The organism is Acinetobacter sp. ANC 5600, from assembly GCF_002018395.1.
Lineage (GTDB): Bacteria > Pseudomonadota > Gammaproteobacteria > Pseudomonadales > Moraxellaceae > Acinetobacter > Acinetobacter amyesii.
This window is the reverse complement of the sequence record NZ_MVKW01000003.1, coordinates 1-14,566: the sequence shown is the minus strand read 5'-3', so window position 1 is coordinate 14,566 and position 14,566 is coordinate 1. Positions and strand designations below refer to the sequence as shown.

General features: G+C 40.5%; 13 protein-coding genes, 1 tRNA gene and 1 pseudogene. 7 read left to right on the top strand and 8 right to left on the bottom strand.

Going from position 1 to position 14,566, the window contains the following annotated elements:
* Positions 1 to 25 precede the first annotated feature (25 nt).
* Positions 26 to 634, bottom strand: coding sequence for a DsbA family protein (locus tag B1201_RS06975; protein WP_078192895.1), 609 nt, complete (start codon positions 632 to 634; stop codon positions 26 to 28).
* Positions 635 to 1,068: 434 nt separating this feature from the next.
* Here B1201_RS06975 and ahpF point away from each other — a divergent pair, with 434 nt between their 5' ends.
* From ahpF to B1201_RS06960, 3 genes are all read left to right on the top strand, one after another.
* Complete coding sequence (gene ahpF / locus B1201_RS06970; protein WP_078192894.1) at positions 1,069 to 2,634, top strand: alkyl hydroperoxide reductase subunit F; 1,566 nt, start codon at positions 1,069 to 1,071, stop codon at positions 2,632 to 2,634.
* Positions 2,635 to 2,900: 266 nt separating this feature from the next.
* A complete protein-coding gene (locus B1201_RS06965; protein ID WP_078192893.1) occupies positions 2,901 to 3,143 on the top strand; it encodes a hypothetical protein in 243 nt (80 codons plus the stop codon).
* A gap of 234 nt (positions 3,144 to 3,377) precedes the next feature.
* Positions 3,378 to 3,572, top strand: a complete 195-nt coding sequence (locus B1201_RS06960; protein ID WP_078192892.1) for a hypothetical protein — start codon at positions 3,378 to 3,380, stop codon at positions 3,570 to 3,572.
* A 68-nt stretch (positions 3,573 to 3,640) separates the two neighbouring features.
* Here the strand turns inward: B1201_RS06960 and B1201_RS06955 are convergent, their stop codons facing one another.
* Both B1201_RS06955 and B1201_RS06950 read right to left on the bottom strand, forming a co-directional pair.
* Positions 3,641 to 4,288: a LysE family transporter gene (locus tag B1201_RS06955; protein ID WP_078192891.1), complete on the bottom strand. Its 648-nt coding sequence runs from the start codon at positions 4,286 to 4,288 to the stop codon at positions 3,641 to 3,643.
* 146 nt (positions 4,289 to 4,434) lie between these two features.
* Complete coding sequence (locus B1201_RS06950; protein WP_078192890.1) at positions 4,435 to 5,007, bottom strand: FxsA family protein; 573 nt, start codon at positions 5,005 to 5,007, stop codon at positions 4,435 to 4,437.
* Positions 5,008 to 5,139: 132 nt separating this feature from the next.
* Here B1201_RS06950 and ruvC point away from each other — a divergent pair, with 132 nt between their 5' ends.
* Complete coding sequence (gene ruvC, locus B1201_RS06945; RefSeq protein WP_078189034.1) at positions 5,140 to 5,685, top strand: crossover junction endodeoxyribonuclease RuvC; 546 nt, start codon at positions 5,140 to 5,142, stop codon at positions 5,683 to 5,685.
* A 70-nt stretch (positions 5,686 to 5,755) separates the two neighbouring features.
* Here the strand turns inward: ruvC and B1201_RS06940 are convergent, their stop codons facing one another.
* Together B1201_RS06940 and B1201_RS06935 are read right to left on the bottom strand one after the other, a co-directional pair.
* Entirely contained in the window at positions 5,756 to 6,031 is a 276-nt protein-coding gene (locus B1201_RS06940) for an acylphosphatase (RefSeq protein WP_078192889.1), read from the bottom strand.
* 1 nt (position 6,032) lies between these two features.
* On the bottom strand, positions 6,033 to 7,520 hold the full coding sequence (locus tag B1201_RS06935; RefSeq protein WP_078192888.1) for an NAD(P)H-hydrate dehydratase: 1,488 nt from the start codon (positions 7,518 to 7,520) through the stop codon (positions 6,033 to 6,035).
* A 20-nt stretch (positions 7,521 to 7,540) separates the two neighbouring features.
* Between B1201_RS06935 and queG the strand changes: the two genes are divergently transcribed.
* Together queG and bioB are read left to right on the top strand one after the other, a co-directional pair.
* Positions 7,541 to 8,635, top strand: a complete 1,095-nt coding sequence (gene queG / locus B1201_RS06930; protein ID WP_078193286.1) for a tRNA epoxyqueuosine(34) reductase QueG — start codon at positions 7,541 to 7,543, stop codon at positions 8,633 to 8,635.
* A gap of 277 nt (positions 8,636 to 8,912) precedes the next feature.
* Positions 8,913 to 9,905: a biotin synthase BioB gene (gene bioB / locus B1201_RS06925; protein WP_078192887.1), complete on the top strand. Its 993-nt coding sequence runs from the start codon at positions 8,913 to 8,915 to the stop codon at positions 9,903 to 9,905.
* 127 nt (positions 9,906 to 10,032) lie between these two features.
* Here the strand turns inward: bioB and B1201_RS06920 are convergent, their stop codons facing one another.
* Positions 10,033 to 10,257 carry a hypothetical protein gene (locus B1201_RS06920; RefSeq protein ID WP_078192886.1) on the bottom strand — a complete coding sequence of 75 codons (225 nt, stop codon included), beginning with the start codon at positions 10,255 to 10,257 and terminating at the stop codon, positions 10,033 to 10,035.
* 536 nt (positions 10,258 to 10,793) lie between these two features.
* Positions 10,794 to 12,998 (bottom strand): OsmC domain/YcaO domain-containing protein, encoded by a 2,205-nt coding sequence (locus B1201_RS06915; RefSeq protein ID WP_078192885.1) that lies wholly within the window; start codon positions 12,996 to 12,998, stop codon positions 10,794 to 10,796.
* Positions 12,999 to 13,366: 368 nt separating this feature from the next.
* Here B1201_RS06915 and B1201_RS06910 point away from each other — a divergent pair.
* Positions 13,367 to 13,443: transfer RNA gene (locus tag B1201_RS06910), tRNA-Ile, on the top strand.
* A 376-nt stretch (positions 13,444 to 13,819) separates the two neighbouring features.
* Here the strand turns inward: B1201_RS06910 and B1201_RS06905 are convergent.
* Positions 13,820 to 14,566 (bottom strand): annotated as a pseudogene (locus B1201_RS06905) (IS5 family transposase); the annotation flags it as partial.

Below are 14,566 nucleotides of genomic sequence, written 5' to 3'. Positions count from 1 at the left end.
GGGGATTTTTTTATATTGGGGTAGATTAACTTGCGCGATGAAAAAGTTGTCGGAGTTCCTGTGTAGAAAAAGTCTGATCATTCACTTCGCCATCCACGAGGTAAAAAGGAATGGGGTGCTGTCCCTTTGATTTTACATACTGTGTAATTTCATGCTGACGGTCTGCAATATCTTTATGTTGAATTGAGCGCAGTACTTTTGAGCCATCTAAACCAATGCCTTCAATGATGCTTTTTAAAACGTGAATATCAGCAATATTTTGACCGTGTGCAAATAATGCATGGAATAGGGCTTGGGTCAGGGCATATTGATCCAGAATATTGTCCAAGGCCAATATAGCTTGATGTGCCAGTTGACTGTTTGGCATACGTTTCATGTGTTCAATATTGACAATCACATCTTCGCTATAAGCGGCAAACTTTGTCATTTCGAGTTTTCGATTTGCGGCACTCGCGCCATACTTATCGGTTAAATACTGCAGCACATCTAAGCCTTGTTCAGGAATTTCAGGAACACGCTGAATCGGCAATAGCTCTACACGCGTTGCGGTATGTTCATTCCAGTTTTGCTTCAACTTTTGAAACGCCACATAACTCATGGGATAAACAATATCAAAGACAAATTCAATTTTCATTATTCTGCTCACTGTTGATTTTTATACATGTAGATCGATGGCTGATTGATGCAAGGAATAGATTGCGGCTTTATTGATGGATCTCAAAAGCAGTCAAATCACCTGATATTTCATTTGATTTAATGCCGACTTGCTGAATTGAAACTTAAAGCTTTATAAAGATTTTTAATTGATCAGGGCGTGCGTTGGGTCTTGTATAGGGTTGGTGTAATTTCAATAAAAAATTAAAAAATGAGGGATTTATCACGATATGTGTGTACGAAATAAATCATTTTAATGTTAATATACGTCCATATATTTATGATTTAGAAAGAAATTTAATCATTTGATTTGTAAAACCGATTAATTTTATAAAAACAAACCGTTTCACCTATTTAATGGTTTGTTCTATCATTCTCTCATCAAATAAATTTACTCCTCTGGAGACGTTAGCAATGTTAGATCAAAATACTTCTGCTCAATTAAAAACCTTACTTGAACGCCTTGAAGGCCCGATTGAAATCGTCGCGACTTTAAACGGCACGGACAAATCAGACAAAATTAAAGAATTGGTGACTGAAGTTGCTGCTTTATCTGATTTAGTGACTGCACGTTTTGATGGTAACAACAGCCGTGCGCCAAGCTTTGGTATTGCAAAAGCAGGTGAAACACCACGTGTATTCTTCGCAGGTTTACCGATGGGCCACGARTTCACGTCTTTGATTCTAGCTTTGCTACAAACTTCAGGTTATGCACCGAAAGTTTCTGACGAAGTACTGAACACTATCAAAGGTTTAGGTCTTAAAACTGACTTTGATGTGTTTGTATCTTTAAGCTGCCATAACTGTCCTGACGTGGTTCAAGCACTTAACTTGATCGCAATTTACAACCCGGGTACAACTGCAACTATGATTGATGGTGCATTCTTCCAAGACGAAGTGGAAGAACGCAAAATCATGGCTGTACCAATGGTATTCCAAGACGGCAACCACATCGGTCAAGGTCGTATGACTTTGGAAGAAATCATTGCTAAATTAGACACCAACTCTGCTGCAAAAGATGCTGAAAAGCTAAATGCCAAAGAAGCATTTGATGTCCTTGTGATTGGTGGTGGCCCTGCAGGTAATACTTCTGCAATCTATGCAGCACGTAAAGGTATCAAAACCGGTATCGTAGCTGAACGCATGGGCGGTCAGGTCATGGATACCATGGACATAGAAAACTTCACGTCGATTCAAAAGACACAAGGTCCTAAATTTGCTGCTGAAATGGAAGCACATGTACGTGAATACGGTGTGGACATCATGAACTTGCAACGTGTATCTAACATCAAAGGTGCAGATGAAACAGCCAATGGCTTGGTTGAAGTGACTTTAGAGAATGGTGCAAAACTTGAATCTAAAACAGTGATTCTTTCAACAGGTGCACGCTGGAGAGAAATGAACGTTCCGGGCGAACAAGAATACCGTACTCGTGGTGTTGCATACTGTCCACACTGTGACGGTCCATTGTTTAAAGGTAAACGTGTTGCAGTGATCGGTGGTGGTAACTCAGGTGTAGAAGCGGCGATTGACCTTGCAGGTATTGTGGAACATGTAACRCTTGTTGAGTTTGATACTAAACTTCGTGCTGACCAAGTGCTTCAAGACAAGTTAAACAGTTTGCCAAATACGACTGTGATCATGAATGCATTGTCTACAGAAGTGGTCGGTGATGGTTCACAAGTGACTGCATTGAACTACAAAGACCGTGCAACTGATGAAATCAAAACGATTGAATTGGCTGGTATCTTTGTACAAATCGGCTTGTTACCAAACACTGATTTCTTAAAAGAAACAGCAGTTGAACTTTCAAACCGTGGTGAGATCGTAATTAACGAGCGCAACGAAACCAATGTGAAAGGTGTATTTGCTGCCGGTGACTGTACAACAGTACCGTACAAACAAATCATCATTGCAACAGGTGAAGGCGCGAAAGCATCATTGTCTGCTTTTGATTACATCATCCGTTCGGGTCAATAATTCAGTTTAAACAGAACAGCAAAAGCCAGTTTTCGAACTGGCTTTTTTTATGACTGAAAATTCATCTCTTGTTTCATTTATAAATTATTAATAAAACAAATATTTAACTCTCTGACGCTTTTCACTTACACAATAATGAGCAAAACAAACCGTTTAAAACTTGTACAGCAGCTTATTTGCACATTAAGATAAAACAATCATCACGGATTGATGGTTGACAATAACAACAAGAATGTTGGTCAAATTGGACTAAATGGAGAATAGCAATGCACTATCAATATCACTGTGCTTGTTGCAATAAAGTATTGGCTTCAAGCGATAAAGAATGTTCCGAATGTGGCTCGCATAATATCCGTAGCCCATATGGCTTTTGGATATTTTGCATACTCAGTTGTTTGGCTGTTGCCATTCTATTTAAGAGTGTTCAAGTGTATTTGCAACAGCACGATACTGAAGCTACGACCCAACTCAACATCTTTGAAGTACTCAAGCAAGATGGTAAAAATTAAGCTTTTTTACAACAGCCAAATACAGCCGTATGAACAGGCTGGCAATGTGTGAAATTTAGCCAAGTTAAATCTAAGCACTATTATCCAGTTGCTTTAAAGTCATTCAAAGCGAGAAATTAAAATGATGAAAGCCTGAGTGATTTCAGGCTTTTTTATGCGCTAGCATCGCCCTGCTCACTTATCTTCACGAGGAAAATTCTTTAAACTATGACAATAGCAAAGAGGTTCTAGACGATGGTGCAGTTAATAAAAAAAGGCGGTTTACGTGAACGCGCCAATCGTAGCCGATTATACAAGGGCTCTGAAAATACCGAAACCACCCTCAAACCGAACCGTTATCGTGATCATGCTGAAACTACCGATGTTGCACAAGATCCATCAAATACAGCACCATCTAAAGACCAAGATCAAACCAATCCAGAGCAATAGAACTTGGACATAAAAAAGCCAAGTTTTAACACTTGGCTTTCGCTTTGCTTACAGCAATATGTTTGCAGCTATTGAAGATTGAACATTCTAATTGCGTCGAACCACAGCCAAATCGCAAAAATTAAAAATAACGCCCCTGAAACCACATCAATATAACTACCCGAACGTTGGTAGAGTGCTTTAATTTTAGGCAAAGACATAATCATCATAAACAGACTAAACACAATAAAAGTTTGAATCGGAATGATGACAGCAAGCTGTGCTTTTAGGTTACTACTGGCTGATGAACTCAACGCCAGTGAGAACACACTACTAAAATAGATCAGTGTTTTCGGATTGGCTAAATTCGTAAATAAACCTAATAAGAAATAATTTTCAGTATTCTGCTGACTTAAGGCCTGCCCATCTTCTAAATTGGCTGTTTGATTTAAACTTTTAAGCCCACCACTAAACATCGCCCAACCCATTTTCGCCAAGAAAAATCCACCAACAGCCATTAAAACTTGTTGTATCCATGGAAATTGCTCAACCAGAACCGTAAAGCCCAATAAGGTTAAAACGACCCACACCACAATCCCGACAGCGATCCCCGCAATAATTTTTAAGGTATTTGCACGCGTTGTTGATGCTGCACTTTTAGCAATTAATAATACATCTGGACCGGGACTCAACTGCGCAACAAAATGAAGCGCACAGATGGTGAATAATAGTGACATGCAAGCTGATTCATTTGAATTAAAACGTGAAGATTATATCGCTTGTTCAATTTTTTTGTTGGCAACACAAGGTTTATTTTTAGGCCGTATCAAAATTTACGCAAAAAAAAAGCCGAATACACATTCGGCCTTTCATACTGAGTTAATTATTTTTTATTGACATCTTTCAGTTCAATTTGTTTCGCATCTGGCGTCACTTCACGAGCTTCACCATCAATAACGGATGAATCACGACCTGATTGCTGATTTTGCATATCTTGCATTTGACGCATCATATCTGCAAATGGGTTCTGACCTTGAGCACCGCCCATGCCTCCCATATCGCCCATCATGCCACCCATCATTTTTTCCATCATGGCTTGCTGACGCTTCATCATTGTTTTCATCATGACTGCTTTCATGGCATTTTGTACAGGTGGAATCAAAATAAGTAATGCCATAATATCTGAGATTAGACCCGGTAACAGCAATAAGAAACCAGCCAAAATTTTTGGTAAATTTCCAGTTAAAGCTGGATCATTACTCATTTGACCTGCTTGCATTTGCTGCATTTGAGGCATCAGACCTGATGAATATTTACGGATAATATTCATCCCTATAAAGAAGGCCGCCACGAACCAGAAAAAGACATACCACATGCTGCCGACGAGGTCGCCCACACCGATCCAGACAAACACTTCCAGGATCAAGCCTGCTAAAATCAGAAGAAATAATTTCATGAAAATTAAACAAATCTCAGTAAATTAATTTAAGGTGTTGCGTTCAACTGCTCAATCACTATCAAGCTTTTTTGACACGCTTATGTAACAATATGGGCATATTTTTATTTTTAAAGGGCAAATAGGGCAAACATGTCATTAATTATCGGTATTGACCCTGGGTCGCGCTTAACTGGTTACGGCATCATCGAAAAGGATGGTTCTAAACTACGTTTTGTCGATGCTGGCACCATTCGTACCGAAACGACAGAAATGCCTGAACGCTTAAAACGTATCTTTGCTGGTATTGATCGTATCGTAAAGTTTCACGGGCCTACTGAAGCAGCGGTTGAACAAGTCTTTATGGCTCAAAACCCTGACTCGGCCTTAAAATTAGGTCAAGCACGCGGTGCTGCCATTGCCGCTTTAACCAATTTAGATTTACAAGTCGCTGAATATACTGCACGTCAAATCAAACAATCTGTGGTCGGCTATGGGGCTGCTGATAAAGAGCAAGTCCAAATGATGGTTATGCGCATTCTGAACCTAAGCATCAAACCCCAGCAGGATGCAGCCGATGCTTTGGCTGCCGCAATTTGTCATGCGCATGCATCTGGTAGTATGAGTAAAATGGCTGTACTGAATGCCTTAGGTGGCATGGCTCGTGGCCGAAGCCGTGTAAGCACTCGACGTCGATAAATATTCGTCAAATCATATAGTTCAGTAATTCAGACTGTTTTCAAAACCTCACTCAATCTAGTGATCAAACTTAGCGAATCATTTTAAAACCGCTATAGTCTAATTCATGCATTGGAATTTCTTGCTGATCGATTTTAGTTACGTCTGCTCGTAAAGGACCCACCAGACTGTGTTTCAGTATTTTATGAATGGCGTCTTCAGTTCCTATAATCAGCGCTTCAACTTCGCCCGTCGCTAGATTTTTCACATAGCCATTTAAACCAAGTGCAATCGCTTGCTGCTCAAACCAACGACGGTAGCCAACACCCTGCACTTTACCTTGAATTCGCAATTTAACCGCATGCATTTTAGTCTTCAACTCCTGAATGATTGACCACATGATAAACCGCTTGGGCCATATCCTGCGCTTGTAAACCACGCATCCCCGACTTCGCTAATACATCACCTGCTAAAGCATGCAGGCTTACGATTTCGTGCAGATGAATTTGCCGATGGAATTGTGCTTTTAAACTCGCAATCATCCCTGCAAGCACATCTCCCATACCGCCTGTACCCATTCCTGCATTACCTGCGGTGCAAATCCAAAGTTGATCTTCGAGTATCAAGCTGCCTGCGCCTTTAAGCACCCATTGACCTTGAAATTTTTCTTTTAAATGTTGAATTGCTTGTACACGATCTGCTTCAACTTCAGCAGTAGTAATACCCAATAATTTCGCAGCTTCACCCGGATGTGGCGTTGCGTAGGTTCGTGCATTCAAATTTTTATGTGCTTCAGCTAGAAACCATAAGGCATCTGCATCCAAAACAATTTCCAAGGTTGACTGCTGAATCAATGGAAACCATGACTGAAACTGCTGTTGTGCCCAATCGTCACGACCAAGCCCCATGCCAAAGCTAATCGCATCGACTTGATCGATCAGTTGCAGAATCGCTTTTACATTTAATGCATTGATATCGCGTAGCATAATATTCGGTGCGCGCGCCAAAATAGCGGTGTGATGTCGTGCATCACAAACAACCGTAACCTTACCTGCACCTGCATGGAATGCAGCCTCAGCAGCCATAATCACCGCCCCACCCATTTCAGCATGGCCACCAACAACCAAAACATGGCCATAACTGCCTTTATGACCAAAAGCTTGACGTGCAGGTAAAGTGATTTTCTGTGGCGACAAATACGCAAGTGGTTCAAGCTCAGCATCAGTCGGTATGCATGCTATCACCGAAACTTCACCTGCATATTCCTTCGCTTGACCTGTAAATAGCCCTGCTTTTAGACCCAATGCCGTAAAGGTATAATCGGCTTGAAATGCGATGGGTAAAGGCTGTCCTGTATTGGCATGTAATCCGCTTGGAATATCAATCGCAACTTTAAGTCCCGTGCATGCATTCAATCGTTGAATAATGGCTTGCCATTCGCTAGAAAGTTCACGATTGAGCCCTATACCAAATAATGCGTCGATATAGACATCATAGTCATGCTGAAAATCAAACTGTGAATAGATCTTGAGCTTGTGATCTATCGCTTCTTGTACTGCAGAATGTAAATCTTTCGATGCTCCAATTTCAGCGGCGTAAATATCGACTTGAAAGCCTGCTTGCTGTAGGTATTGCGCTGTAAGATATCCATCACCTGCGTTGTTGCCCTGCCCACAACATACGGCAATATTTTTTAAATTTTGATGCTTTAACATTGGAATGAGTTGCTGAGAAATCGACCATGCGACCTGCTGCATCAGACCATAACTGCTATTGTGCTGAGCAAACCAACGCTGCTCCCAAGCTTGAATACTTTGGCTAAGATAAACAGGGCTATGGTAAACTTGCAGACGCATTGTTTTTCCTTGTTATGATTATGGCCGCTTCAACTCCTGCACAAAAAATTCCTGTCGATCAATATGATCCAGAAACCCTAAAAGCATGGATTAAAGCACAAGCCTTAAATTTAGGTTTTTCTGATTGTGTCATCGCAAAGCCAGATGCTCAAGAGGAACTCCCTCGTTTTAAAGAATATTTAGAACGTGGTTATCACGGCGATATGAAATTCCTAGAGGAAAACCTTGAAAAACGTGCCAATCCCGCACTTTTAGTCCCCGGCACCCGCAGTATTATCTGTGTTCGCATGGACTATTTGGTCGAGACACCAAAACCACGTTATGTTCCAGATGAGCCAAACTCAGCCATCATTGCACGCTATGCACGAGGTCGTGACTACCACAAAGTCATGCGCGGTCGTCTAAAAACCTTGTCGAATATTATCCGTGAAAAAATCGGAGATTTTGAATCTAGACCCTTTGCCGACTCTGCACCAGTGTTTGAAAAATCCTTAGCTGAAAATGCAGGCATGGGCTGGACAGGCAAACACACCTTACTGATCCATAAAAAATCAGGCTCATTTTTTGTATTAGGTGAGCTGTTTACATCACTCGATTTGCCTTTTGATTCGCCGGCAACCAAACATTGTGGTTCATGCACAGCCTGTATTGATATCTGTCCAACTCAGGCCATCGTTGAGCCCTATATGTTAGATGCACGTAAATGCATTGCCTACTTAACCATCGAATACAAAGGCATCATTCCTGAAGAATTACGCCGTGGCATTGGTAACCGTGTGTTTGGCTGTGATGACTGTCAACTTATCTGTCCATGGAATAGCTTTGCGCATAAAACTCAAATTGAGGACTTTTATCCACGTCATGGCCTCGACCAAGTGAGTTTATTAGATCTTTGGCAATGGGATGAAGCCACCTTTTTAAGCTGTACTGAAGGCAGTCCTATCCGACGAACAGGCTATCAAAGCTTTATGCGAAATATCGCCATTGGCTTAGGCAATGCACCATACAGTTCAAATATTGTGCAATCATTAAAAAATTCTCGCGAAAAACATGACGCGATTGTGCAAGTTCATATTGATTGGGCAATTGCAGAACAAAACTCAAAAATGCTTTAAGGGTTTTTATTCTCTATTTTCCATATCCTTACAAAGTTTTCATTTAAGCTAAAACTTAGTGACGTAATCCAAGAAAATTAATTTTTTAGCTCAAAATAAACATTGCAGCGATTGTGCTGTCATTTGGCATAACTTTGCGAGCATCTTAAATATCAAAAGTTCTTTGAAAAAGTCATTTCAATGCATTTTAGCTAAATTGCAATGTTACAAAATAGTCTTGGAAGTCTGCAAATTTTACGTATGATGATCTGCATTAGGCAGAAAATATGGATCATTTATGAGCTACCGAAATGACTGGACACATCCAGAAATACAAGAGTTGTATCAACAACCATTGATGGATTTATTATTCCAAGCACAGACCATTCACCGTGAATATTTCCAAGCCAATCATATTCAAGTCAGCACCTTACTTTCGATTAAAACTGGTAAGTGCCCTGAAGACTGTAAATATTGCTCTCAGTCCGCACATTATGACTCTGGATTAGAAGCCGAAAAACGCATGGCTGTGGAAAAAGTCATCAATGAAGCGAAAGCTGCGCTTGCTTCAGGTTCTTCACGTTTTTGTATGGGCGCTGCATGGCGCAATCCACATGAACGGGACATGCCCTATGTGCTAGAAATGGTGCGTGAAGTCAAAGCGCTGGGACTTGAAACCTGTATGACCCTTGGCATGCTGAATCAATCTCAAGCAGAGCGCCTACACGAGGCAGGCTTAGATTATTACAACCATAACCTCGATACTTCTCGTGAGTATTATCCCAATGTCATTAGCACACGTAGCTATGATGACCGTTTAACGACGCTGGACTATGTCCGCCAATCTGGAATGAAAATCTGTAGCGGCGGAATTGTGGGCTTAGGTGAAAGCCGTGATGACCGTATCGCCTTTTTGATGGAGTTGGCAACGCTGCCGATTCACCCTGAATCTGTGCCGATCAATCTCCTTGTACCTATTCAAGGTACCCCACTTGCAGACGTTGAGAAACTCGATGTGATCGAATGGATTCGTACCATTGCAGTCGCACGGATCATTATGCCAAAAAGCTATATTCGACTCTCTGCAGGTCGTGAATCCCTGAGTGATTCAGAACAAGCTTTGGCATTTATGGCAGGTGCAAATTCACTTTTTTCTGGTGAAAAACTACTGACCACGCCAAATGCAGGCGAAGGCAAAGATCAGCTTTTATTTAGCAAACTCGGTTTAATCGCGGAACAGCCCAAACCAACTGCTGCACAGCTTTCAACTGACGCCATGCAAATGGCTTAAAACCCAAGCCCCGAACATCGGGGCTTAGTTTTATTGAATGATCAGTGGTAGGTTTCAATGTGCAATGCAAGAGATGGTGCGAACAAATGAAATGGCTAAATCACCATGAGTATGGAAAATATATCGATTACTTCGCAAAGTTATGTGCTGTTATTAAAATTCCATAGCCTGCATTTAAATAATCCCCTTCACGAATAATGTCTTGACCATTAGCATGTTGAACCACCAATTGCTGCTGAATCGCATCATAATGAAAAGATTCAAAGCAATCCTGATGTTGTAATAACCATGCAATGGTATCTGCCATATTGGCATCGACGGTATAACGCTCGGCTTGAAAATCTTTACTCATATCTGCATGAAAACTGTGAATGTGATTCTATTTTAATGATTTCAATATTGACCGGCATTAAAAAAGTGAGCTTTCGCTCACTTTTTTTTCGGCTTAGACTCTGCATTACTTTGTCACACCGCACTTACGACATTCCTTGTGCGAACCGATTTCTTCCATTTGCTCGTATTCGTAAATATGCATGCAAAATAGTTTTCTGAATAATTGAAGCATGTTGTTAAAACTCCCATTTATTTATTAATGTGCTTCTGAATATTTCGTCCTGAAATATTATGAATATGCCTAAACACGCCATAGCTAATTTATTATCATATTTTTCCAATGAGTCAAATATCTTTACTTTAAAATGACACAATTTCGGATAATCGGTTATTTTTAAGCCTCCCTTATATTCACCTGAGTTATAAGGATTTTTATTAATATCAACATCACAGATATAGATTAATTTTCAGCAAATTTTGCACAAAAAAACTCCCCCTTAGGAGAGTTTTTTCAAATAGATGATCACATGAGTAACGTTATTCACAAGCCCAGATTTAAACGTTCTGACTGGCAAACTTCGCACGTGCAGCATGCAATTTTTTATAGCTATCAATCAGACGTAAATGACGATCTAAACCTTCAAGTTGCATATTGGTTTCAGTTAAACCGTAGAAGCGAAGACTGCCATCCATTGAACCAATCACCGCATCCATACGTTCGTCACCAAACATACGACGGAAATTATGTTCATAGTCATTGAGATCTAAGTCATCGTCCAATTCAACTTCTAAAACCACATTCATACATTGATAGAACAAACCACGTTCGACCGTATTGGTGTTGTACTGAAGGAAGGTTTCGACCAACTCTTTTGCTTCTTCAAATTCTTGTAAGGCAATATAGATCAGTAGTTTGAGCTCAAGAACCGTTAATTGGCCCCATACGGTATTGTCATCAAACTCAATCCCGATGAGCGTCACAATATCCGTGTAATCATCCACCTCAAGCTCTTCTAAGCGCTCAACCAGTGACACTAACTCGTCTTCATCTAGGCGATGAATGTTTAAAATATCTTCACGGAAGTCCAAAGCTTTGTTGGTGTTATCCCAAACCAAGTCTTCAACCAAATACACTTCAGAATAACCCGGAACCAAAATACGACATGCCGTAGCACCTAGATGCTGGTAGACCGCCATATACACTTCTTTGCCCATGTCTTCTAGAATCGCAAACATCGCTGCAGCTTCTTCCGCATTGGCATTTTCACCTTCAGATGTGAAATCCCACTCTACAAAATCATAGTCTGATTGTGCGCTAAAGAATTTCCAAGATACCAAACCACTTGAGTCAATAAAGTGTTCTACAAAGTTATTTGGCTCAGTGACTGCATTCGAGCTAAACGTTGGTTTTGGTAGATCGTTTAGACCTTCAAAGCTTCGGCCTTGTAGAAGCTCGGTTAAGCTACGCTCTAAAGCTACTTCGAGTTTAGGGTGCGCACCAAAAGATGCAAAAACCCCACCAGTACGTGGGTTCATTAAGGTTACGCACATCACAGGGTACTGACCACCAAGTGAAGCATCTTTTACCAATACAGGAAAACCTTGTTCTTCTAAGCCTTGAATACCCGCAACAATACTTGGATATTTGGCCAAAACCTCTTCTGGTACATCTGGTAGAGCCAATTCACCTTCTAAAATCTCACGTTTGACCGCACGCTCAAAGATTTCCGATAAACATTGCACTTGAGCCTCAGCCAAGGTATTCCCTGCACTCATACCGTTTGACAAGTATAAATTTTCAATCAAGTTTGATGGGAAATACACTGTTTCATCGTCGGACTGACGGACAAATGGAAGAGAGCAAATACCGCGTGCTATATTTCCTGAATTGGTGTCATATAGATGTGTGCCTAATAACTCATTTTCTGGGTTATAAATTTCACGTGTATAGTCATCTAAGATTTCAGTAGGTAACTCGCCTTCTGGGCCGGGTTGGAACCATTTTTCATCTGGGTAATGCACAAAGTCAGCATTGGCAATCTCTTCACCCCAGAACTGGTCGTTATAGAAGAAGTTGCAATTGAGACGTTCAATAAATTCACCCAAAGCCGAAGCTAATGCGCTTTCTTTGGTTGAGCCTTTACCATTGGTAAAACACATGGGCGATTGTGCATCACGAATATGTAGAGACCAAACATTCGGCACGATGTTACGCCATGATGCAATTTCAATCTTCATGCCTAAACCAGCCAAAATACCTGACATATTGGCAATGGTTTCTTCTAAAGGCAGATCTTTACCCGGAATAAACGTGGTACTGTCTGACGCTAAATTTGGCATAAGTAAAGCTTGTGCATCTGCATCAATGCTTTCTACTTCTTCAATGACAAACTCAGGACCAGTTTGAATCACTTTTTTAACCGTACAGCGGTCAATTGAACGCAAAATGCCTTGACGGTCTTTTTCTGAAATATCCGCAGGTAGTTCGACTTGGATTTTGAAAATTTGCTTATAGCGGTTTTCAGGATCAACAATATTGTTTTGAGATAGGCGAATATTGTCTGTCGGAATGTCTCGCGCTGCACAATACACTTTTACAAAATACGCTGCACATAATGCTGATGACGCTAAAAAGTAGTCGAATGGTCCGGGAGCAGAGCCATCGCCTTTATAGCGAATAGGTTGGTCGGCAATTACCGTGAAGTCATCAAATTTGGCTTCTTGTCGAAGGTTATCGAGATAATTAACCTTAATTTCCATGTGGGCACCTAAATATTCTTATGTGTCAGTGCAACACATAAAAATGAAAACATAAGCCGAATAACTGTAGGACATTGACTTAAAAATGTGAGGCCAGTACCAATCTAAGCGCTGTTGGGCACGGTACTGACAAGAATGGGCATTATTATAAGGTTATTTTGACTGTTTGATAACTTTTGTCGTGATTTACATCACGATAGGATTCGACACTTTGTGCATTTTGGTCGAATCCAAGCTCAACTGCTGCAACTACAGCCAATTTGTTGTGTTAGTGTGCAGCCGTGAAGAAAAAGGCTTGTCTTTTAAAAAAATCTTCGCTAGTATGCTTTGCGTCTGAACTTGTTGATAAATAACACATTCAGAATATAGGGCCTATAGCTCAGTTGGTTAGAGCAGCGGACTCATAATCCGTTGGTCCACAGTTCAAGTCTGTGTGGGCCCACCAATTTTTTGTAATCATATGCACAGCTTTGCAATGATTTCATATATAAACCCATGAATTATAATGATTCATGGGTTTTTTATTTCTTTTTTGCAATATGCTGCACTGTAATATAGAAAGCTTTTCCTTATAGGATTTGTGATCTATATAATTTAACTTCACTTTACTTTTAAATGGCTAAAAATTAAGTATAAAATCAATATTTTATAACACAAAAATAAGTATCTAACCGATTAGTCGTAAATGCATCAACGATGTACGGGTCATCTTCCGCGACCTGACATTCATATTCCACACTCTGAAGCCATTTAGGTTGTTTATCAAAAGGGCTTTGTTGCACAAAGATTTGAAATGCAAAGCACCCCTAATTGAGCCAAATTTAAGGCGTAACTTGAGTAAGTGGTCGACCTAATTCCGTAAATCTGTTAAGGACTGCTACACGTGCATGGATCTCATTCACTTGGCTATCAAAACTCCTTGCACTGAGTTTATCTCCTAATAATTTAATGCAGTACATCTTAGTTTCAACCAAACTTCACCGATGATAGCCTGACCATTTTTCCATAGTGTCCTGCCTAAACGTGTAACTGTTCGAAGTAATTCATTTCGCGCTAGCGAGCTGATCTTTGTATCTTTCCATGGTTTCGCATTTTTTCTAGGTGGAATCACCGCATGCGCTTGCCGATCTGCAATGACCTGACGGCATTGCTTGGTGTCATAAGCTCCATCGGTATAAACAGAGTCAATCTGCTCATCTTGTGGAATCTGATCGAGTAAATCACCAAGCACTTGTGAATCACTCACATTATTTGTAGTGAGTTGAATGGCGCGTATTTGAAGGGTTTCAGCATCTATACCAATATGAAGTTTACGCCATTGGCGACGATATTCAGGTCCATGTTTCTTCCTTTTCCATTCACCTTCACCTTCACCTTCACCTTCACCTAAAAACTTTAGACCGGTAGAGTCTACCAGCAAGTTAAGCCCACCACTGCTTTTTTGATAATTAATCGCAATATCAATATGTTTTTGTCTTCTGCAAAGCGTACTGTAATCTGATGCGGTCCAATTTAATCCACAAAGTTTAATCAGACTTTGCACAAAGCCAGTGACCATACGTAAAGAT

Bases quoted from the DNA above. Each gene is read 5' to 3' on its own strand.
- B1201_RS06975 (WP_078192895.1), bottom strand. From the start codon at position 634: ATGAAAATTGAATTTGTCTTTGATATTGTTTATCCCATGAGTTATGTG.
- B1201_RS06965 (WP_078192893.1), top strand. From the start codon at position 2,901: ATGCACTATCAATATCACTGTGCTTGTTGCAATAAAGTATTGGCTTCA.
- B1201_RS06960 (WP_078192892.1), top strand. From the start codon at position 3,378: ATGGTGCAGTTAATAAAAAAAGGCGGTTTACGTGAACGCGCCAATCGT.
- B1201_RS06955 (WP_078192891.1), bottom strand. From the start codon at position 4,288: ATGTCACTATTATTCACCATCTGTGCGCTTCATTTTGTTGCGCAGTTG.
- B1201_RS06950 (WP_078192890.1), bottom strand. From the start codon at position 5,007: ATGAAATTATTTCTTCTGATTTTAGCAGGCTTGATCCTGGAAGTGTTT.
- ruvC (WP_078189034.1), top strand. From the start codon at position 5,140: ATGTCATTAATTATCGGTATTGACCCTGGGTCGCGCTTAACTGGTTAC.
- B1201_RS06940 (WP_078192889.1), bottom strand. From the start codon at position 6,031: ATGCATGCGGTTAAATTGCGAATTCAAGGTAAAGTGCAGGGTGTTGGC.
- B1201_RS06935 (WP_078192888.1), bottom strand. From the start codon at position 7,520: ATGCGTCTGCAAGTTTACCATAGCCCTGTTTATCTTAGCCAAAGTATT.
- queG (WP_078193286.1), top strand. From the start codon at position 7,541: ATGGCCGCTTCAACTCCTGCACAAAAAATTCCTGTCGATCAATATGAT.
- bioB (WP_078192887.1), top strand. From the start codon at position 8,913: ATGAGCTACCGAAATGACTGGACACATCCAGAAATACAAGAGTTGTAT.
- B1201_RS06920 (WP_078192886.1), bottom strand. From the start codon at position 10,257: ATGAGTAAAGATTTTCAAGCCGAGCGTTATACCGTCGATGCCAATATG.
- B1201_RS06915 (WP_078192885.1), bottom strand. From the start codon at position 12,998: ATGGAAATTAAGGTTAATTATCTCGATAACCTTCGACAAGAAGCCAAA.